This window comes from Aminobacter anthyllidis (assembly GCF_018555685.1).
GTDB lineage: Bacteria > Pseudomonadota > Alphaproteobacteria > Rhizobiales > Rhizobiaceae > Aminobacter > Aminobacter anthyllidis.
In genome coordinates this window covers 1-19,674 of record NZ_JAFLWW010000016.1, presented here as the reverse complement: position 1 = coordinate 19,674, position 19,674 = coordinate 1, and the positions used below count along the sequence as shown (strand labels likewise).

The 19,674-nt window shown below is 56.5% G+C and carries 16 protein-coding genes and 2 pseudogenes; 13 read left to right on the top strand and 5 right to left on the bottom strand.

Features of this window, described 5'->3' with window-relative positions:
- Nucleotides 1-48 precede the first annotated feature (48 nt).
- The 6 genes and pseudogenes from J1C56_RS31220 to J1C56_RS31195 all read left to right on the top strand — a co-directional run.
- Nucleotides 49-825, top strand: a complete 777-nt coding sequence (locus tag J1C56_RS31220; protein WP_214393807.1) for a crotonase/enoyl-CoA hydratase family protein — start codon at nt 49-51, stop codon at nt 823-825.
- A gap of 87 nt (nt 826-912) precedes the next feature.
- Nucleotides 913-2,076, top strand: coding sequence for an acyl-CoA dehydrogenase family protein (locus J1C56_RS31215; protein ID WP_214393806.1), 1,164 nt, complete (start codon nt 913-915; stop codon nt 2,074-2,076).
- A gap of 223 nt (nt 2,077-2,299) precedes the next feature.
- Complete coding sequence (locus J1C56_RS31210; RefSeq protein WP_214393805.1) at nt 2,300-3,448, top strand: CaiB/BaiF CoA transferase family protein; 1,149 nt, start codon at nt 2,300-2,302, stop codon at nt 3,446-3,448.
- A 443-nt stretch (nt 3,449-3,891) separates the two neighbouring features.
- Entirely contained in the window at nt 3,892-5,478 is a 1,587-nt protein-coding gene (locus tag J1C56_RS31205; RefSeq protein WP_214393804.1) for an ABC transporter substrate-binding protein, read from the top strand.
- Nucleotides 5,479-5,838: 360 nt separating this feature from the next.
- Nucleotides 5,839-6,312, top strand: a complete 474-nt coding sequence (locus J1C56_RS31200; RefSeq protein WP_246592218.1) for a thioesterase family protein — start codon at nt 5,839-5,841, stop codon at nt 6,310-6,312.
- Between the two features lie 123 nt (nt 6,313-6,435).
- A pseudogene (locus J1C56_RS31195) lies at nt 6,436-6,654 on the top strand (integrase core domain-containing protein); the annotation flags it as partial.
- A 185-nt stretch (nt 6,655-6,839) separates the two neighbouring features.
- Here the strand turns inward: J1C56_RS31195 and J1C56_RS31190 are convergent.
- The 4 genes from J1C56_RS31190 to J1C56_RS31175 all read right to left on the bottom strand — a co-directional run bounded on the left by J1C56_RS31190 (nt 6,840) and on the right by J1C56_RS31175 (nt 12,182).
- Nucleotides 6,840-8,513 (bottom strand): ABC transporter ATP-binding protein, encoded by a 1,674-nt coding sequence (locus J1C56_RS31190; RefSeq protein ID WP_214393803.1) that lies wholly within the window; start codon nt 8,511-8,513, stop codon nt 6,840-6,842.
- Between the two features lie 209 nt (nt 8,514-8,722).
- On the bottom strand, nt 8,723-9,580 hold the full coding sequence (locus J1C56_RS31185) for an ABC transporter permease (RefSeq protein ID WP_214393802.1): 858 nt from the start codon (nt 9,578-9,580) through the stop codon (nt 8,723-8,725).
- A gap of 40 nt (nt 9,581-9,620) precedes the next feature.
- Nucleotides 9,621-10,577, bottom strand: a complete 957-nt coding sequence (locus J1C56_RS31180) for an ABC transporter permease (RefSeq protein ID WP_214393801.1) — start codon at nt 10,575-10,577, stop codon at nt 9,621-9,623.
- 18 nt (nt 10,578-10,595) lie between these two features.
- On the bottom strand, nt 10,596-12,182 hold the full coding sequence (locus J1C56_RS31175) for an ABC transporter substrate-binding protein (RefSeq protein ID WP_214393800.1): 1,587 nt from the start codon (nt 12,180-12,182) through the stop codon (nt 10,596-10,598).
- A 445-nt stretch (nt 12,183-12,627) separates the two neighbouring features.
- On the opposite strand from J1C56_RS31175, the gene J1C56_RS31170 reads away from it, so the two are divergent.
- The 4 genes from J1C56_RS31170 (at nt 12,628) to J1C56_RS31155 (ending at nt 18,122) form a co-directional block, all read left to right on the top strand.
- On the top strand, nt 12,628-13,800 hold the full coding sequence (locus tag J1C56_RS31170) for an enoyl-CoA hydratase-related protein (protein ID WP_214393799.1): 1,173 nt from the start codon (nt 12,628-12,630) through the stop codon (nt 13,798-13,800).
- Nucleotides 13,801-14,667: 867 nt separating this feature from the next.
- Nucleotides 14,668-15,585, top strand: coding sequence for a LysR substrate-binding domain-containing protein (locus J1C56_RS31165; RefSeq protein ID WP_214393798.1), 918 nt, complete (start codon nt 14,668-14,670; stop codon nt 15,583-15,585).
- A 163-nt stretch (nt 15,586-15,748) separates the two neighbouring features.
- Nucleotides 15,749-17,203: a betaine-aldehyde dehydrogenase gene (betB, locus tag J1C56_RS31160; protein ID WP_214393797.1), complete on the top strand. Its 1,455-nt coding sequence runs from the start codon at nt 15,749-15,751 to the stop codon at nt 17,201-17,203.
- Between the two features lie 106 nt (nt 17,204-17,309).
- Complete coding sequence (locus tag J1C56_RS31155) at nt 17,310-18,122, top strand: MBL fold metallo-hydrolase (protein ID WP_214393796.1); 813 nt, start codon at nt 17,310-17,312, stop codon at nt 18,120-18,122.
- A 52-nt stretch (nt 18,123-18,174) separates the two neighbouring features.
- Here the strand turns inward: J1C56_RS31155 and J1C56_RS31150 are convergent, their stop codons facing one another.
- Nucleotides 18,175-18,459 carry a DMT family transporter gene (locus J1C56_RS31150; RefSeq protein WP_246592216.1) on the bottom strand — a complete coding sequence of 95 codons (285 nt, stop codon included), beginning with the start codon at nt 18,457-18,459 and terminating at the stop codon, nt 18,175-18,177.
- A gap of 41 nt (nt 18,460-18,500) precedes the next feature.
- Here J1C56_RS31150 and tnpA point away from each other — a divergent pair, with 41 nt between their 5' ends.
- From tnpA to J1C56_RS31135, 3 genes and pseudogenes are all read left to right on the top strand, one after another.
- Nucleotides 18,501-18,911, top strand: a complete 411-nt coding sequence (tnpA, locus tag J1C56_RS31145) for an IS66-like element accessory protein TnpA (RefSeq protein WP_246592214.1) — start codon at nt 18,501-18,503, stop codon at nt 18,909-18,911.
- The gene (gene tnpB, locus J1C56_RS31140) at nt 18,908-19,258 is read left to right on the top strand and encodes an IS66 family insertion sequence element accessory protein TnpB (protein ID WP_214393793.1); all 351 of its coding nucleotides are present in this window, start codon (nt 18,908-18,910) and stop codon (nt 19,256-19,258) included. Before tnpA ends, tnpB begins: the two co-directional genes overlap by 4 nt.
- Before the next feature lie 71 nt (nt 19,259-19,329).
- A pseudogene (locus tag J1C56_RS31135) lies at nt 19,330-19,614 on the top strand (transposase domain-containing protein); the annotation flags it as partial.
- Between the last annotated feature and the right edge of the window lie 60 nt (nt 19,615-19,674).

Sequence of the window (19,674 nt, the reverse complement as noted above, 5' to 3'; positions counted from 1 at the left end):
AAAAACAAGCATCTAAGATCGCGCATTTATTGAATGCAGGAGAGCCAAATGAGCGTGGACACGAGCCAAGTTCTAACTGAGCGCCGGGGCCATATATTGGTCGTCACCATGAATCGTCCACAAGTCAGAAACGCATTCGACATCGGCACGACAGTGGCGATGCAGGCTGCGATGGATCTTCTAGATGGGGAGGAGGATCTGTTCGTTGGTGTTCTTACGGGCGCGGGTGGAAATTTCTCATCCGGGATGGATCTGAAAGCGGCGGAAAGAGATGGTCCTCCTCCACCGCTTGCCCGTGGGGACTTTGGCATCATGGGGCGCCCGCCCTCCAAACCATTGATCGCGGCGGTGGAAGGCTATGCCCTTGCCGGCGGCTTTGAGACCTGTTTGGCATGCGACATGATTGTAGCGGCGCGCGACGCGAAGTTCGGTCTACCCGAGGTTAGGCACAATCTGCTAGCGACCAACGGGCTAATACGCCTTCCAAGGCGTATGCCGTACCATCTGGCTATGGAACTCGCCCTTACGGGAGTCTTCAAAGATGCTTCTTATCTAGAGCGCTTTGGTGTGGTGAACTATCTAACCGAGCCAGGCAAAGCCCTTGAGGAAGCGCTGAAGTTGGCTGAATCGCTGCTTGAAAACGGTCCGCTTGCAGTAGCAGCAAGCAAAGAGATTATATTTCAGCTCTTTAATCGAGACGCAGAAGCGGACGAGGAGGAGTTGAAACAGTTGCCGATAGCTCAAAAGGTATTCAATTCAGAGGACGAGCGGGAGGGCCTGCGGGCCTTTGCCGAGAAACGAAAGCCGGTGTGGAAAGGGCGTTAGCCCTCGGATCGGCTCTTCTTCGGATCGCCTAGTATATGCCTCGGCAGGCGCATTGTCTGCCGACGAGGACAAAGAAAGCACCGGCTGATGGAATTCAACCTCACCGCAGAGCAGGAACTCCTCTACAAAACCGCGCGGGAGTTCTGCGATCGGGAATTGATCCCTCACGAGGCGTTGTTGGAGGAGACGGGCGATCTTCCGGTCGAGCTGGAAATAGAAATCCGTCGTAAGGGCATGGCGGTCGGTCTTCATGCCTGCAATATGCCCGAGCGTATTGGCGGCGCAGGACTTGACTGCGTGTCGTTGACCCTTGTTGAGAAGGCCCTTTCACGCGCTTCAACTGCATTGGCAGAGTGTGTCCGCCGACCGTTGGATATCCTGGCCGCGTGCGAAGGCGACCAAATTGCCCATTTTTTAGAGCCTGTTATGCGCGGCGAAAAACGCGAGTGCATCGCCATGTCTGAGCCGAATGCAGGATCTGACCTGCGTGGTATGCAGACACGGGCTGTCAGAGATGGGTCGGACTGGGTGATAAACGGGACGAAGCACTTCATATCAAGCGCGCATCGTTCCCAGTTCGTGATCCTCTTCGCGGTGACGGGGGAAGACCAAACTAAGCCTGCAATCAGAAAAAAAATCTCTTGCTTCCTAGTCGATCTGGATACACCGGGATTGGTTGTCGCCAAAGGCTACAAACAGTTAGGTCACCGCGGGCATAGCAATGCGATCCTTCACTTTGACAATGTCCGGATCGGCGGTGGGCAGATGGTCGGCAATGAGGGGGAAGGTTTCCAGCTAGTGACGGATTGGTTGGGGGCAGGGCGCCTGTCCGTAGCTGCCGTATGCCAGGCGCGTGCAGAGCGGGCGTTTGAAGTCGCCGCCGACTTCGCGGCCCAACGACGTCAGTTCGGCCAGCCAATCGGCAACTTTCAAGGCATCGGTTTTCCGCTGGCTGACATGGCAATTGATATCCGGCTCGGTGACCTTCTCCTAATGAACACAGCATGGAAAGTTGATCAAAAATATCCTTCGGTGGCCCAAGACTGCGCAATGGCGAAAGTGTGGTGCTCGGAAATGCTAGGGCGCGTCGCGGACCAGGCAATCCAGACCTGCGGTGGTATGGGTTTAATGACTGATCTTCCGTTGGAACGCATCTATCGTGATGCACGGGCTGAGCGCATTTGGGAAGGTACTTCTGAGATCCAGCGCCACATTATCAGCAGGGAACTCATGCTCGCGAGAAGGGTATGAGGCGGATCGCCGTAAGTTGGACCAGTCTTGTCTGTTGTGACGCTGAATCGAGGGCAATTCGGTCCAACGCTACTCGCCACTGACCCAAAACTTACGCAAAAAAGTCACTTGGCAAATGACTTTAATTCGCTTCCTCGCGCGAGCTATTCGCGCAATACCGATAACTGCTTGATGCAGCGGCTTTTTCCGCCCGCTAAACTTTACCAATAGGGAAGTGTGATCGATGGGAGTACTCAGCGGCGTTAAGATCATCGAAATGGTCGGGATGGGGCCGGGGCCGTTTTGCGGCATGCTTCTCGCCGACCTAGGCGCCGACGTGATTGCGGTGGAACGCCCAGCCAAAGACGTGGGCACAACCCGACCTTGGTCGGTATGCAGTCGTGGCAAGCGCTCTATTGTGCTGGACATGAAGAAGCCAGGAGCAGTCGACACCTTCTTGGAATTGATCGACGGGGCCGATGCCTTGATCGAAGGCAATCGACCAGGTGTTATGGAGCGCCTTGGGATAGGACCAGATGTGTGCCTCGCCCGCCGCCCCTCGTTGGTCTACGGCCGTATGACCGGCTGGGGGCAGCATGGTCCCCTGTCGAAGGCTGCGGCACACGATGCGAATTACATCGCTCTTTCAGGCGCTCTATGGTTCGCGACCCAGCCTGGCCAGCCACCTGAAGCCCCTCCCACAATTCTAGGCGATATAGCCGGGGGGGCTCTCTATCTAGCCGTTGGCGTTCTCGCCGGAATTCTCCGGGCTAGACAGGATGGCACTGGTCAGGTGATTGATGCAGCTATGGTCGACGGCTCGGCTCACTTGTTGAACCTCTTGGTGTCGTTTCTTCCTATCGACTACGACCTCTCCATTGCAAACGCCCGGCCAGGGGCTCTGGGGAAGCATTTTGACCGGACGTACGTCTGCTCAGACGGCGAGTGGATCGTTTTGCAGGCCATGGAGCCACAATTCTACGAGGAGCTTATCAGGCGCCTTGGCCTCGATCACGATGAGCGGTTCGCGGAAAGTCAAAGAGGAAACCCGAGCGTTTGGGGGCCACTCGGCGATGAGCTTGCCGCGCTCTTCAAGACCAAAACCCGAGCGGAATGGACTGAGTTGCTTGAAGGGACCGATACATGCTTCGCGCCTCTTCTATCCATGCCAGAAGCCGCTGTGCACCCCCATATGGTCGCACGCGACGTTTACCGGACTGTCGACGGTGTGCTACAGGCCAACGCTGCTCCGCGCTTTTCAGCGACGCCCTCGTCTGATCTGACCTCCATACCAGTCCTTGGCGCGCACACCACAGACATCTTGTTGGAGCTCGGTCACAACGAAGATAGGATCGAGAGCCTCAGGCGCATGGGCGTCCTTGGATCTTCGTAACCTTCATTCATGTCCGAATATAGCTAGTCTTCTCACGCCGGCCGCGGACGCTGGCTTTGCCGTTAGCAGACGAGCCGAGACTTGGCATTTCCCGTCTTGGTGTTCCCGCGGGGAGGGCCTTTTGGGCCCTCTGAGCCGCCCCGTTCGGGCGCCTGTGGCGAGAATGGCGAGGCTCAAGGCGCATTAATAGCGGTGGAGCGGGGCGCCCTTCGCCGAAATCGTCGGGACAACTGCCGGCTTTCGGTTCACGCCACGGGTGATTTTTTTTCGCGCCTCTCGGATATCAGGCTCATGATAGCGTGAGCTGGACAGCCGAATTGAATGCGTTTTTGTGCTGATAGCGCTTGGGAGAGATGTTCAGAACGCTACGTTCTGCCGCCTGTCTGGCCTTCAGGCTGTTTTTGCTCGGGCGCCAAAAAGACAATCCATAGAGGAGAACTGTAATGGACAAATGGGGTAAATATCCGGCGCTAGTTTCGGCCATTAGCCGCAGGCGCTTTCTCAAATCCGCCGCTGCCACCGGAGCGTTGGCTGCCAGCTTAAGTGGCATCCTTCCTGCATTCGCCCAGGATGTCGCTCCTAAGAAAGGCGGCCATTTCAAAATAGGCATTGGCTCCGGATCTTCGACCGACTCCCTGGACCCCGGCACGTATAACACTACATTTATGCATACGCTCGGCCATAACTTGCACGGGTTCCTTACCGAAGTAGATGCGAATGGCAAATTGGTGGGCGAACTAGCGGAAGCCTGGGAGCCTTCCAAAGACGCCAAGATCTGGACCTTCAAACTCCGCAAAGGCGTTGAGTTCCACAACGGAAAATCTTTGGACGCCAACGATGTGATAGCCACGATCAATTATCATCGCGGCCCACAGTCCAAATCAGGAGCGAAAGGGATCGTCGACTCGATCGAGGACATCCGATCCGACGGCCAGGAAACAGTCGTTATCGTGCTCAAACAGGGGAATGCGGACTTTCCCTATATGATGGATCACTTCACTTTGCCCATGCTGCCGGCGAAGGATGGGAAGCCTGACCTTTCTGGAGTTGGTTGCGGCGGGTATGTGCTTGATAGCATCGACTTCGGCGTAAAGGCGACCTCAAGGCGCTTCGCCAACTACTGGAAGCCGGATGCCGCTTGGTTCGACTCGGTCGAGATTTTGGCGATACCTGACACTGTCGCTCGTACTAATGCGCTGGCCACCGGCCAAATTCACGCGATGGACAGGTGCGACCTGAAGACCGTTCACCTCCTGGAACGGGACAAGAGTCTGGAGATCGTGTCTGTTGGCGGTACCCAACACTATACCTTGCCGATGCTTGTTGATGTCGCACCATTGGACAATGTCGATGTGCGCTTGGCGCTCAAATATGCAATCGACCGGCAGCAGCTGCTTGATACCGTGCTGCACGGGTATGGGCAACTCGGCAACGACCACCCGATTGCCCCTGGAACCCGGGACTTCGCAAAAGATCTGCCCCAGCGCGAGTTCGATCCGGAGAAGGCAAAGTTCCACCTCAAGAAGGCCGGACTTTCGGATCTGAAAGTGACGTTATCAGCATCTGACGCTGCATTCTCGGGCGCGGTCGATACGGCGGTAATTTACCAGCAAAATGCAGCTAAAGCCGGTATTACCCTCGATGTTGCCCGCGAACCGGCCGATGGCTACTGGGACAATGTGTGGATGAAGAAGCCCTGGAGCATGAGCTATTGGGCCGGCCGGCCAACTGCGGACTGGATGTTCTCTCAAGTCTATGCGGCTGATGCGAATTGGAACGAGGCCCATTGGAAAAACCCTCGCTTTAACGAGCTGTTGTTAGCCGCCCGCCCTGAGTTGGACGAGGCAAAGCGGGAGCAGATGTATGCGGAAATGCAGGCTATCTGCAGGGACGAAGGTGGCTCTGTCATTCCCCTATTCGCAAACTACGTTAACGCGCTGTCGAGAAAAATCGGCCATAACAAGATCGGATCGAGCTGGGATTTGGATGGATTCCGTTACGCCGAGCGCTGGTGGTTTGCCGACGCATAATGCCTGTCGCTTAGTCCATTGTTAGGACCGGCCGGAGTCAGTGCGCTACCTAAGTGCGCTGACCTCGCTTTCTTGTCCGTGCGTCGCCGTGTCCCTGTCCACGCTCCCCTTGGGGGCACAGTCGGTTCGATTGTTTTGATGCGAAGCAGCTCTGACAAAGCGCAGAAGCTGTCATAAACGTGGCAGCGTTGCCCAAAGGAAAAAGGCGAGGCGTAACCTAGCGTTCGCCGCCCTCGAACGTCTCTGGTGTTGCCCGCCTTCATGCGTCACGACAAGCCTTCGGATAGCTCGCCGTCATGCCCAGAGCGCAGGAAGCCTAAATTTAGCCAGCCGTGTCGTTATAAGGGAGCACAATCAGCGATGTTTGTTTCGTCTGTGATGGAACTTGAGAAAGACTGGATAGATTACAATGGTCATCTCAACATGGCCTATTACAATGTGCTCTTCGACCGAGGCGGAGAGGACGCCTTCGTACAGCTAGGGCTTGGCGGCGGTTACGCCCGCACGCGCGGCTTGACAAGCTTTGCTGCCGAGGCGCACGTCTGTTATATTCGGGAATTGCACTTCGGACATAACGTCATCGTCACGTTGCAGGTGTTGGACTACGACGAGAAGCGTTTACACGTCTATCAGGAGCTTCGCCACATTGACGGATGGCTTGCAGCGACGTCCGAGCAGCTATGCCTTCATGTTGACATGTCAGGTCCCAAGGTAGTCCCATTTCCCTCTGACATCCTTGCTAATTTGCGAACGGTGCATGCTAGCCACGCTAGCCATGGCATCCCGGTCCGCGCCGGGAGAGCGATAGCGATCAAAAGGAAGGCTTGCTCGTAATTGCTGCCTGGCCTTTGACGTTGCCCCATCGATCCAATCCGGATTGAAGTTCGTTCTGGCCCAGTGAGAGGACTAGAATAGGACATGAAGCGCAGCCCGCTTCTCTGAAAAGCAGATCATCGGAATTCTGAAGGAACGGACGAACTGCTCAACGAGACGCTGTTCCCCTCGCTGGCCCGGGCCCGCGCGGCGACCGCCCTGTGGCGCTCCGATTACAAAACTGCGTGGCCGCACTCGCAGATCGCCTGGCAGACACCGGACGAGTTCGCCAGCACCTTCCCCCCGCGACGGTCGCTCGCGCTGCGCTACGCCAACGGCTCCGCGCAAGCGACCGTCGCTTGACCTGCCCAGCAGGGCAAAACCAACGCCGGAAACGAACTCAGAACTGGATAGAAACTGGGGGCAACGTCACCTTGTGTGAGGGCCGCGGCACTCGTCACATTCACTTCTACCCTTGGAACTATCTAAGGCGACACAGCACGCCTGATGGACGCCATCAGCGGATCCGCGGGAGCCAGCCGAAAAGATCAATTTCCGGCGCTCTCCATGCGCCTCGAAGCAATAGCCTTATCTAACCAGCCAACCTCCATTTCAGGAACGGAAGAGAGTAGAAGTTCCGTATAAGGATCAAAAGGTGGGCTTAGCACCTCGGCTTTTGTCCCGTAGCGAACCACCTCCCCGCGATACATGACCGCTATGGAGTCGGCGATCGATTTTACCGTTGCGAGATCGTGGGTGATGAAGAGCAGCGCTACGCCCTCATCGTTCTGCAGGCTTAGCAGGAGCTTTAAGATTCCATTGGCGACCAGCGGGTCGAGCGCTGAGGTCACCTCATCGCAGATGATCAGCTTCGGCTTTGCCGCAAGTGCCCGGGCGATACAAACCCGCTGCTTTTGTCCACCAGACAGCTCTGCCGGATAGCGGTTTGCAAGGTCCTGTCCCATTTCGATCTTCTCAAGCAGTTCGAACACGCGACGGTCGCGCTCTGCGCCGCGTATCCCGAAGTAGAACTCGAGCGGCCGGCCGATAATCTTCGCAACAGTCTGGCGCGGATTCATCGCAATATCCGCCGTTTGGAAAATCATCTGGAGCTTGCGAAGGTCCTCTTTTGATCGTTCGGCCAGTAGACGGGGGAGGGGGCGGCCATCGAACTGGATGCCGCCCCCTGATGGCGGCAGCAAACCAGTTATCACCCGTGCAAGGGTCGATTTGCCCGAGCCAGATTCGCCTACTACCGCGAGTGTCTCCCCTTTATTAAGGTTTAAGGTGACGTCGCAGAGCACCTTGACCGCTCCGTCCCCGTACCCGGCTGTCAAGCCTTCGACAGACAGCACAGAGGCCTTCGCGCGGTCCCTCTCTTCGTGATCGATGTGATGGACTGAAACGAGGGCTCTTGTGTATTGCTCAAGCGGTTGGTTGATGACTTGCTGCGTGATCCCTTGCTCTACGAGCCTGCCGTGGCGCAACACCATGATTTCGTCCGCTACCTGCGCCACCACCGCCAAATCATGGGAGATGTAGAGTGCTGCGACACCGGTATCCCGGATCGCATCCCGGATCGCGGCTAGCACCTCGATTTGTGTTGTGACGTCGAGCGCTGTAGTTGGCTCGTCGAAGACAATAAGGTCAGGTTCGGAGCAGAGCGCCATGGCGGTCATGATGCGCTGCAACTGACCGCCGGAAACCTGATGGGGGAAACGTTTGCCGATGTTCTCAGGGTAGGGAAGGCCAAGCTTCTTGAATAGGGCAATTGCTCGCTTCTCGATTTCAGTCCGGGCCCCCATAGCATGGAAAAGTGCCGCCTCCACCACCTGGTCCATGAGCCGATGAGCGGGGTTGAATGCGGCGGCGGCGGACTGTGCAACGTAGCAGATCTCTCGGCCACGAAGCGATCGCAAGCCCACTTTCCCGCTCTTAAGTATGTCACGATCATTGAGCATGACTTCACCGCCGGTGATCCTCACACCGCCGCGGGCGTAGCCCATGCTGGCAAGGCCTATGGTGGACTTGCCGGCGCCTGATTCACCAATCAGACCCAAGACCCTGCCCCGTTTTAGCGTCAGCGAAACGTCGTGGACGAGAATTATGTCTTTTGGATTCTCCCCCGGCGGGTAGACCGTAGCCTCAATCCGCAGGTCGCGGATATTCAGCAACGTGTCCTGGTCCCCCGGGGAGCGATCTTTGCTACAGGCTTCGCCCATCGGGGCGTCCCCGTGCAAGTATACGACTTTCTCTGACAACAGTTGGTCCTCATGACTTGGTTGATTCTAACGCGAACCTCGTACATCGCGGTGAAAGATGTGGCTTTGGAGAGCCGGCGAGTCCTCGACTATCTGCCGGCCGTCAAAGGCGTTGTCGTCCTCGGCCATGCACTTCTTGGAGAGAGTGGTGTTTTGTCGCCAGCCCAAGGCTAATCTTCTTTGAGCCCACTTGCCCAATGGAGAAACCAGTCCACAACGAGATTAATGGCCACTGCGAGCAGCGCGATCGCTCCAGCAGGAAGCAGCGGTGTGATGTCGCCATAGGTGATCAGTGTCGCACTATCACGAACCATTGAACCCCAATCCGCTGTTGGGGGCTGGATGCCCAAGCCAAGAAAGGAAAGGCCGCTGATCAGCAAGAATACGAAACAAAACCGGAGGCCGAATTCGGCTATGAGCGTCGGGGCAATGTTGGGCAGAATCTCCCGAGTCATGATCCAAATGGGGCCTTCGCCGCGAAGTCTCGCCGCCTCGACGTAGTCCAAGACGGCGATGTTCATTCCGATAGCTCGGGTCAGCCGAAAAACGCGGGTGGAGTCTAAAATGGCAATAACAATTATGAGAGTTGGAATTGAGGTGCCAAAAATCGACAGAAGGAGAAGTGCGAAGATCAATTGAGGGATGGCCATCAAAACGTCAACGAGCCGCGACAGCAACTGGTCTGTCCACCCTCCGAAGGTTGCAGCGGCCAAACCGGCCGAACAGCCTATGGAAAAAGCGAGGATAGTCGTCATAAGGGCTATGCCCAGGGTGTTTCTCGCTCCGAACACAAGCCTCGTGAACATGTCGCGACCAAGGTTGTCAGTTCCCAGCAAGAACTGAGCGCTCCAAGGATCAAACGGTGCCGAGACGATCTCAGCTTCGCTGTATGGCGCCAGGTGAGGGGCGAAAACGGCTGTCAGTACATAGAGTATGATGACAGCCATTCCAAACTTCGCGCTCAACGGTGCCGAGGCAAATTTGCGGGCCCCCGTTCTGATGAATCCCGACGGTTGTAACAGTGTCATGTTGCATAGCTCCACGGCCGGTCAGTCAACGGATTGCGCCTCATTTCGGATGCATCAGGCGTGGGTTCATGACTATGGATAGGACGTCGGACGTTAGATTGAGCAGTATGTACGTTGCCGCGAATATAAGACTACACGCCTGGACAACCGGAATGTCTCTTTTCTGCACCGAATCGACAATGAGCTGGCCAAGCCCGGGATAAACAAACACGACCTCAACCACCACAACGCCGGTGATGAGATACGCCAGGTTGAGGACAATCACAGTGGCGATCGGCGCCAGCGCATTGGGCAATGCATGTCTGACAAGGACGCGCCACTCCGGAAGGCCCTTAAGTCGCGCGGTCTCGATGTACTGGTTACCTAGAAGATTGATAATTGAGGTTCTTGTCATCCTCAGCATGTGGGCCATGACCACGACTGCCAAGGTCAGGGCAGGCAAAGCCATTGCAATCAGACGGTCGAGCACGCTGGTCGTTGAATCAACGTCGGAGAGGCTGGGAAGAATGCCGGCATGAACGGCAAGAAACAGGATCAGGATGTATGCGACGAAAAACTCAGGGAATGAGATCGAGGCAAGCGTGACCACATTTATGGCACGATCGACGAAGGTGTTCCTATAAAGTGCTGCTACGATTCCCCCAACCAAAGCCAAGGGAACCGAAATCGCTGCAGCGCTCGCGGCGAGGAGCAGAGTATTATAAAGCCTCGGCTTAATGAGCTCAGCTATATCCCGGCCGTTAGAAAGCGCGGTCCCAAAGTTTCCGTGCAGCATGGAACTTAGCCAGTCGAAATAGCGCAGATAGGCCGGTACGTCGAGGCCTAGGCTTTTACGCAGAGCAGCGACGGTCTCTGGCGTTGCAGACTGCCCAAGAAGTTCGGTTGCGATATCGCCAGGGAGGAGCTGTACCCCGGCGAAGATAATCAGCGAGACGATCCACAAGGTCAGCGCGCCGAAGGCGACGCGCTGACCGATAATCTTTGCTATTGGTTTCATTGGCGAAACTGCAATTCCCTACACATCCGTGAACCACCAGCGCTCCGCGCAACGGAAACTGTCCAAATCCCAATTTGACCCAATCTTGTTATGACCGACTTTCGTCGACATCGCGTTCACATAATTCGCGAAAACGGGAATGATGGCGCCGCCGTCGTCTCTACATAGACCCTGCATTTCAGTGTACATCTCGAGCCGTTTCGCGTCAGCAAGTTCGCTCCTTGCAGCTATCAGGAGTTCATTGAAGCGAGGGTTCTTCCAGTGGGTTTCATTCCAAGCAGCTCCAGCCGCGTAGGCAGTGGAGAACATCCAGTCTGCGGTGGGCCTGCCGCCCCAATAGTTAGCGCTCCAAGGCTTCTTCATCCACACGTTGTCATAGTAACCATCGGCCGGTTCGCGAACAACGTCTATGGTGATCCCTGCCTTGGCGGCGTCCTGCTGATAGAGCACTGCGGCGTCAACCGCTCCTGTGTACGCTGCATCGGACGCGTGATACTGCACTTTCAAATCCGAATGTCCGGCCTTCTTGAGGTGGAACTTAGCCTTTTCAGGATCGTATTCGCGTTGTGGCAGGTTCTTGGCGAAGAAGCGATTAGAAGTTGCAATTGGATGGTCGTTGCCGAGCTGTCCATATCCACTAAGCAAAGTATCGAGCAATTGTTGACGATTTATTGCATACTTTAAGGCAAGACGCACATCGACGTTGTCGAATGGTGCAACATCAACAAACATAGGAAACACATAATGCTGAGTGCCGCTGATAGACGTGAGCTCCAGCCCCCTGTTTCGCTGCAGGAGATGAACCGTCTTCAGGTCGCACCTGTCCATTGCGTGAATCTGACCTGTCGTCAGCGCATTTGTACGTGCAGCGACATCATGTATCGCCAGAACCTCGATGGAGTCGAACCAAGCCGCATTCGGCTTCCAATAATTCGAGAATCGTTTGGCGGTAGCCTTTACGCCGAAGTCGATGCCATCGAGAACGTACCCGCCACAACCCACCCCGGAATTGTCGGCCTTGCCATCCTTGGCCGGCATAATAGCGAGCTGATAGTGCTCCATGAGGTATGGAAAATCCACATTACCTTCCGTCAGCGAGACCACTACCCTCGCTGGGCCATCCGAGCGAATGTCCTGCACGGTCTTTAAAAGATCTTTTACACCCGACTTAGACTGATCGCCGCGGTGGTGGTTGATAGATGCGATCACATCGTCGGCATCCAAGCTCTTACCGTTGTGGAACTCTACTCCTTTTCGCAGCTGGAAGGTCCAGGTCTTGGCATCTTTCGAGGGTTCCCACGACTCGGCAAGCTCACCCACGAGATTGCCGTTAGGGTCCATCTCGGTGAGATAGCCATTGAGGCTATGACCGAAAATATACATGAACGACTCGTAATATGTAGCAGGATCGAGCGAGTCCGATGTTGACCCAGAACCAACACCTATCTTGAAGTGACCGCCTTTCTTCGGAATGACGTCTTGGGCGAATGCAGGAAGAATGCCACTTGATGAGCTGACGGCCAGCGCTCCGGCGGCAGCGGCGGACTTGAGAAAGCGCCTGCGGCTAACGGCCGACAGCTGCGAATAATCGTACCCTTTGACCATTGTAGTTCTCCTCTGTGAACGTCATTCTCTCCGTGACGTCTTCGTTTTTTTCACCTAGCGAAATCAATTTGCGCGATAAAGCGCCGACCCAGCTTCGATTCAACGCGGCACCGTCTTCGAGAACACCACAGCGCACAGCCGATTATTCACGCTACCATGACCAACTGGCGGCAGAGCACGCAAAAAAGTCATCTTCGGCGTGACTTTATTTCGTTTCGATCTGTCACCGGGTCGAGCGATAGCTGAGCTGTAAACGCTGCAAGCAAGGAGCTTCGTGATCCGCCTTTGAAATATCTAGGATACGCCACGACCGGCGGTCGGCACACTGCTGGCTTGGACACAGGGGAGATCGGTGGGGCTCGTTTGGTGGGAGTGTTTGTGAGCCAGAAAACGACGTGGACATCCGTCGTTCGGCTGGCGACTGCCGATCTGATTGGAGTGTTCAATGGATCATCGCTATCATAACCTGCCGTCCCTGCGTGCCCTCGAGACATTCGAGGCATTGGCACGCAATCTCTCGTTCAAGCTTGCGGCTTCTGAGCTATACCTGACTGCCGGAGAGATCCGTCGGCAGATTAAAGTCATTGAGGAAGAACTTGGTGTTCCCCTACTTGACTCGGATGGAGCGGAAGCAGTCGTACTGACCGCCCCTGGCAAAGAAGTCTACACTGCCCTGGCAAGCATATTTTCCATGGCGTGCGATGTTCTGATGACCATCAAACGGGGCCGTGGCGAGCAAAATGTCAGCCCTAGCGGGATGCAGGCAAGCCAGCCGTCATTGTCCAACGTTGGAGCATCAAAGATGTCGCAGACAATCGAAGTCGATTCAGGCACGAGTGAACTGTTGGCCGAAATCCGTGACCGAGTTGCCATTATCACTCTCAATCGTCCGGAGGCACGTAACGCGATTTCGGATGGAATGCTTGCAGCGTGGGTAAACTTGATCTCAAGTTTTGGTGACGATTCGAGAGTTGGCTCTATCCTTATTGCGGGTGCAAAAGGGGCGTTCTGTGCGGGTGTCGACGTAAGGGGCATGGGCGGCCTGACCGAGGGAACATTCGAGCAGCAGGTAGCCAGCCAGCGCGCATTTCACCGCAGGCTGATCGGGTCCCTAATGGCGGTGCGAAAGCCAACGGTTGCAGCCATCGGAGGCCCCGCGGCGGGTGGCGGCCTGGCGATGGCGCTGGCCTGCGACATGTCCATCGCTGGAGAGTCAGCCGTTCTGACGACAGCGTTTGCTCGCATCGCTCTGTCCGGAGATTGCGGTATCAGTTGGCTGTTGACGCGACTGGTCGGAGTTGCTCGTGCTCGTGAACTGATGTTTCTCTCAGAACGCATAGATGCAAAGCGCGCGGAAACCATCGGCCTCGTCAACCGTGTCGTGCCCGACGCGGATCTCAGCGAGAGCGCATTTGGCCTGGCCGCTTCGCTGGCAGCTGGTCCCACGTTCGCATTCGCTCGTATGAAGGACAGCTTGGACCACGCCGTGACCTCCAACCTTGCGGAATCAATGGACTATGAAGCTATTAATGTGACCCTGACAGCGCAGAGCCTCGACCACAAGGAGGGTGTAAGGTCATCCAAGGAAAAGCGGAGGCCAGCTTTCGAGGGGCGCTAGCCAGCGGACGGGTTTCGATGACGGTCGGTCCCGCAAGTCGCCAGAACCGGCACAATCTCGACAAGGGGCACTTGCGAGCCCGCTTGAGGTTCATTGGCTTGGGTGCGCGGAAAGCTTGCAGATGCACGTTCTGACCCCGGCCCTGACCGCTCGCGCCAAACCGGGCGATGTCGCACCCGGGGCAACCCGGCCACCTGCGGAAGCTGATAGGGCAGTTGAGCGATGGTAACCAGTGGCGCCGATAAATCCTGCGGCACAGGGCAGCACGACGACCAACCAGGCGGCTAGAGCTCGTCCATTTTCATCCGTGTCCATGAGTCTCGCGCCGGTGGCGATCGCTTCGCGTACGCCCGCGGCATCGTGGCCGGAAGACTGTCCTGCAATGTCACCTTCCACTGGCTCTGAGGCAAAGCGCTTAGCCCTTTTGCCGCCAATTGTATCGCCGCCTAACGCCAGCTGTAGCCCAGATTCCTGATACCCGCCCTTGGGTGGGTTTGATCTGCGGACCGCGACATACCCATCACCGATCGGCAGAGCTGAGCATCGGAAAAGTCGATGTCAGGGTCGAATTATATTCGTTAGTTAAATGCATCAGGTTCCTATAATCCCGAAGTGAGGAGCCGCTTGGTAGGTTTTGGCCGCCCTTGGACATTGCCTGGAGTGAAACCAAACAGGAGAAAACAATGCTAAGTTACGCTAAAGCTAATAGCCTCTGCGGTTCCGTGGCACCGCTGACAAGTCAGTCGCATGCATACGGGCTGAGTCCTAGTTGGCACGCTCGAGATCGTTAGCCAAAGGCGATAGTCCCCACCGGCTTTGACTAGAGCGCTGCCCAGATTTCGGGCGGCCAATTTGGTTGCGAGTACTATGGTTCGTCGCTACTACGATCTTCCGTCCCTAACTGCGCTTGCAGTGTTCGAGTCATCTGCAAGGCATCTGTCGTTTAAGCTCGCGGCTACGGAACTCAATGTGACGCCAGGCGCCGTCAGCCGACAGATCAAAGCAGTTGAGGAAGAAATTGGGGTGCCTCTCTTCGTCCGGCTTCGCACCGGGGTCACGCTCACCAATGCCGGAGAGGATCTCTACGCGGTCCTAGCAAGCGGTTTTTCGAGGGCTTCAGAGGTTTTTAGAAGCGTCAAGCGGGGTGATTCTTCGAAGAACGTCACCATTGCCTGCTCAGATAGTATCGCATCGATGTGGCTGATGCCTCGAATGCCAGGTTTCTGGAAGCGGCATCCAGAGATCGCGGTCGATCATATCATATCAGACAATACCCGAGATTATCGTCGCTCTGAAGTCGAGTTACGAATCCGGTACGGGTTCGGTTCATGGCCAGACGAAAGAGCCGAACTGCTGTTCAATGACACGATTTATCCCGTGTGCGGGGCCGGGTTCGCCCAAGAGCATAGGGATGTGACGGTGCAATCGCTGCCCGAGCTACGCTTACTCCACTTCAATTGCAGTGATCCGGATTGGATAGGATGGGATGAGGTGTTCCGCCGCGCGGCGGTACCTCACGGCTCTTTCCGGGGCTGCAGGTTCGGCAAGTTGTCTGTGACAATGCAAGCCGCCGAAGCCGACCAAGGGGTTGCGGTAGGTTGGCACAGACTGGTGCTCCCGCTGATAAAGGAGGGCAAGTTAGCGAGGATAACTGACCTGGAGCTACCTTCTCCCGGGGGGTATTACCTCACCTGGAACGACAACCGAACGCTATCTCCAGCTGCCGAACTTTTCCAAAGATGGTTGAGAGAGGTCGCCGCCCAAGAGCAGGGAACCGATTGCTGAAGCTCCAGGTTGGACGGCACTCTGCTTCAATGCGACCGGTGGTGATCCCGGCAGTCCGATCGTCAGTAAATCATCCCCTGATGGCGGCTTGGCAATCCATGACTGGCGGACAGCAGCCTGTTCCGCACCACCGAGCGAATGCGACAAAGGAAGCGCCAAGGAAATGAAGTTTCAGCCGATGGCCAGCCACTTTATTGATGGAAAATATGTCGAGAGCGCGGGCGGCGAAGAGATCGATGTCTTCTATCCGGCCACGGGAGAGATCATCGCCAGGCTTCATGCCGCGACACCTGCGGTAGTGGAGCAGGCACTCCAATCGGCAATGAACGCGCAAAAGGGATGGGGCGCCATGACAGGCACCGAGCGCGGACGCGTTCTGCGTCGCGCCGCCGATATCTTGCGTGCTCGCAACTATGAGCTTTCGGAACTTGAGACGCACGATACCGGCAAACCTATTCAGGAAACGCTCGTTGCAGATGTTTCTGCCGGAGCCGACGCATTGGAGTATTTTGGCGGACTGGCGGGAAGCCTGACCGGCGAATATATCCCCCTCTCCAATGGGGATTTTGCCTTTACAACACCTGAGCCGCTTGGCGTGTGTGTTGGTATAGGCGCTTGGAACTACCCGATCCAGATTGCCTGTTCCAAGGCAGCGCCGGCGCTGGCTTGTGGCAATACAATGATTTTCAAACCATCCGAAACGACGCCGCTGTCTGCGCTGAAACTCGCTGAGGCACTGATGGAAGCGGGTGCACCGAGCGGAGTGTTCAACGTTGTGCAAGGATATGGTGATGTTGGAGCCGCCCTTGTGTTGGATCAGCGCGTCGCCAAAGTATCCCTTACCGGGTCTGTTCCGACGGGGCGCAAGGTATACGCGGCTGCAGCCCAGGGAATGAAACATGTTACGATGGAACTTGGCGGCAAATCGCCACTAATCGTTTTCGACGACGCAGATCTTGAGAAATCTGTCAGTGGTGCGATCTTGGGAAACTTTTTTTCGTCGGGCCAGGTCTGCTCGAACGGCACACGTGTCTTTGTTCAAAGAGGCATAAAAACAGCCTTCCTTGAGAGGCTATTCTCCAGGCTGGCTTCAGCCAAAATTGGCGACCCTATGGACCCCGACGTCAATTTCGGGCCTCTGATAAGCGGACGACAAGTCGAAATCGTCAAAGCCTATATTGCCAAGGGCCTCGCGGAGGGCGCGCGTCTCGTTTATGGGGGATCTCAATTGGATGGGCCTGGCTTTTATTTGCAGCCTACTGTTTTTACTGATGTAACGGACGAAATGACTATTGCTCTGGAGGAAATCTTCGGCCCAGTCATGTCAGTGCTGGAGTTCGAAACCGAAGAAGAAGTAGTTGTAAGGGCCAATGCCACGGAATTCGGTCTGGCCGCGGGTGTATTTACAAAAGACCTTGTGAGAGCGCACCGGGTGGCTAAAGACTTCGAAGCAGGAACTTGCTATATCAACACGTATAATGTTTCGCCGGTTGAGGCCCCTTTCGGCGGTTCTAAGTTGTCAGGCGTCGGTCGTGAAAATTCAAAGCTTGCGTTGCACCATTATACCGAGATGAAAACCGTCTATGTTTCGATGAATGAACTGCGCGCCCCTTATTAGGCCGCATGGATAAATTGGTGAGTACGGATTTAGGGATACTGCGAGAAGAGGGGTCCGCTTGGTTTGCGGAAGGATACGGGCTCTATCTCAGCTTTGGGCTTAGAACATGTCGCAAAAACTCGAAATCAATTCGGGTATGGGAGACGGCCAAATCCCAGTCGCAAAAGACTGGTACAACGTAGCGAGGATCGATGACGGCCTGAGCCTGATCCTGGAACGCCATGTGCAGCCCTGGATGCGCTGCAATATGTGGTTGATCCACGGCCGGGAGCGCGACGTGCTCGTCGACACCGGGATGGGGTTTCGGCCGCTGCGCATGGAGGTCGCCGCGCTTCGTGATCGGCCGGTACACGCCGTGTGCACGCACTCGCACTTCGACCATATGGGGTGCGCGTGTGAGTTCGATGTGCGCCTTGGGCATCATCGGGAAGCGGAGATATTCAACGCGCCGGACCTCGACAACAGTTGCGCGCGCCCCTGGATCGCTGGCAACCTGTTGACCGCGCTTCCTCATGAAGGTTATCGGCTGGATAGCTACCGCCTGGTGTCGGCGCCGCTCACTGGCTATCTCGATGAGGGTGATGTGCTTGAACTTGGGAATCTTGCGCTGCAAGTTCTTCATTTGCCTGGCCATTCCCCGGGATCTATCGCGCTCTACGAAAAGAAGACTAAGACGCTATTCAGCGGTGACGCCATCTATGATGGCGAGCTCATCGACAATGCCTGGCACTCCGATCCCAACCTCTTTCGGGAGTCCCTTCATCGCCTTTGCGAACTGCCTATCGAGACGGTCCATGCAGGGCACTTTGGCTCCTTCGGACACGATCGACTCATCGAACTGGTTGGTCGTTACCTCAGTGGCTCAGGAAGGATTGAGAACATCGAAGACTGGCGTGCCGAGCAGCAGGGGCGATCGTAGGGCCGGCTCACGGCTTTCACGTCTAGCCAGGATGAAATTGCCGCGCCAACGATCAGGTCGAGATACTCTTGGAGAAAATGTTCATCACAACCACGCCACAAATAATTAGAAAGATGCCAAGGGCAGCCGGAAGGTCAAGCGGCGACCGATAGACGACAATACTCACGATAGTTGTCAGCACAATCCCCACGCCGCACCAGATCGCGTAAGTCACGCCCAAGGGGATCACTCGGAGGGCGTGGGAGAGAAAGAATAGCGCGACGATGAAGCTGGCGATGACCAGTGCTGTGGGACGTAAGCGGTGCGCCAAGGCACCTTGCAATAGCCTGATAAACATGGAGCTTTCGCGCCATGACATTGGAACATGCGAGGGGCGATATGGTCGCCGAGATCAGCGGCGGCGCGCCGGCCGAAGATTGTGCAGCGATGCCCGGGCGCGTGCGGCAGCGAAGGCTGTGGAGTTGCACTGAGAAGCGCGCGTTGGTCGACCTGGCGAGCGCGGCGGGGTCGTCGGTGCCTGAGGTCGCGGAGGCGTTCGGCGTAGCTCCATCCCAGCTCTATGCGTGGCGCAAGCAGATGGCCGGCGGCGAACTCGAGGCCGATCGGGCGATGGCAACTTTCGCGCGGATCGAAGTAAGCGATCTGCCCGAGGTCGAGCGTCCCGTCGCCGATTGCCCGGACCCGGCCGGCAGGATCGTCGTGGCCTTTCCGAACGGCGCGCGATTGCGGATCGAGGGGACCGTCGATCCGACGGCGCTGCGTATCGTACTGGCGGAGCTGACCCGGTGATCACGGTGGTGCCGACCGACCGGATTTACTTGTGCTGCGGTGAGACCGATATGCGCCGCGGGATCAACAGCCTGGCGCGCATGGTGCAGCAGGTGCTCGCGCTCGACCCGCATACCGGCGCGATCTTCTGCTTCCGTGGACGCAAGGGTCATATCATCAAGATTTTGGCGCATGACGACCAGGGGTTCTGCCTTTTTACAAAACGCCTTTCCGATGGGTGTTTCGCTTGGCCGACTACCAAGGATCAGGTGACCGTGTCGCTTACCAAGGCACAGCTTTCGCTGCTTCTGGACGGGATCGATTGGCGCCGGCCGAACAAGATTTATCGACCGCGTCTGGCCGGCTAAATTCGGCCGTTCTCATTGATTTTGTGTCGATTTTGCTTCCGTAGACGAGGTCTTTCGGGTATGTAATTTGGGTGTCGGAACAAGCTCCCTCCATCGCTGATTTCCTCGTCCGGATCGCCACTCTGGAGGCGGCCGTTTGTGCCCGTGACATCGCCATTGCAGAACGCGATGAGCAGCTGCGAAGAGAGCGCGCCGAGGCCGCGCTTCGCATCCAGCGCCTGCAGCTGCAGATCGATCGCTTCAACCGCAAGGCCTTCGGCCGCTCCTCCGAGAAGCTCGGCCAGATGCAGCTCGAACTCGAAGATCTCGAGACCGATTTCGCCGCCGGCGCGCCCGAGGCCGAGCTGGCCATCGTCTCCGACACCGATAAGGTCCGGGCGTTGCCGGTGCGCAAGCTCAATCCGAACCTGCCGCGC

Excerpts from the sequence above, each read along its gene's own strand:
- betB (WP_214393797.1), top strand. The coding sequence starts at position 15,749 with ATGAAGTTTCAGCCGATGGCCAGCCACTTTATTGATGGAAAATATGTC.
- J1C56_RS31210 (WP_214393805.1), top strand. The coding sequence starts at position 2,300 with ATGGGAGTACTCAGCGGCGTTAAGATCATCGAAATGGTCGGGATGGGG.
- J1C56_RS31220 (WP_214393807.1), top strand. The coding sequence starts at position 49 with ATGAGCGTGGACACGAGCCAAGTTCTAACTGAGCGCCGGGGCCATATA.
- J1C56_RS31150 (WP_246592216.1), bottom strand. The coding sequence starts at position 18,459 with ATGTTTATCAGGCTATTGCAAGGTGCCTTGGCGCACCGCTTACGTCCC.
- tnpA (WP_246592214.1), top strand. The coding sequence starts at position 18,501 with ATGGTCGCCGAGATCAGCGGCGGCGCGCCGGCCGAAGATTGTGCAGCG.
- J1C56_RS31170 (WP_214393799.1), top strand. The coding sequence starts at position 12,628 with ATGGATCATCGCTATCATAACCTGCCGTCCCTGCGTGCCCTCGAGACA.
- J1C56_RS31205 (WP_214393804.1), top strand. The coding sequence starts at position 3,892 with ATGGACAAATGGGGTAAATATCCGGCGCTAGTTTCGGCCATTAGCCGC.
- J1C56_RS31215 (WP_214393806.1), top strand. The coding sequence starts at position 913 with ATGGAATTCAACCTCACCGCAGAGCAGGAACTCCTCTACAAAACCGCG.
- J1C56_RS31165 (WP_214393798.1), top strand. The coding sequence starts at position 14,668 with ATGGTTCGTCGCTACTACGATCTTCCGTCCCTAACTGCGCTTGCAGTG.
- J1C56_RS31190 (WP_214393803.1), bottom strand. The coding sequence starts at position 8,513 with ATGGGCGAAGCCTGTAGCAAAGATCGCTCCCCGGGGGACCAGGACACG.
- J1C56_RS31200 (WP_246592218.1), top strand. The coding sequence starts at position 5,839 with ATGTTTGTTTCGTCTGTGATGGAACTTGAGAAAGACTGGATAGATTAC.
- J1C56_RS31175 (WP_214393800.1), bottom strand. The coding sequence starts at position 12,182 with ATGGTCAAAGGGTACGATTATTCGCAGCTGTCGGCCGTTAGCCGCAGG.
- J1C56_RS31180 (WP_214393801.1), bottom strand. The coding sequence starts at position 10,577 with ATGAAACCAATAGCAAAGATTATCGGTCAGCGCGTCGCCTTCGGCGCG.
- J1C56_RS31155 (WP_214393796.1), top strand. The coding sequence starts at position 17,310 with ATGTCGCAAAAACTCGAAATCAATTCGGGTATGGGAGACGGCCAAATC.
- J1C56_RS31185 (WP_214393802.1), bottom strand. The coding sequence starts at position 9,580 with ATGACACTGTTACAACCGTCGGGATTCATCAGAACGGGGGCCCGCAAA.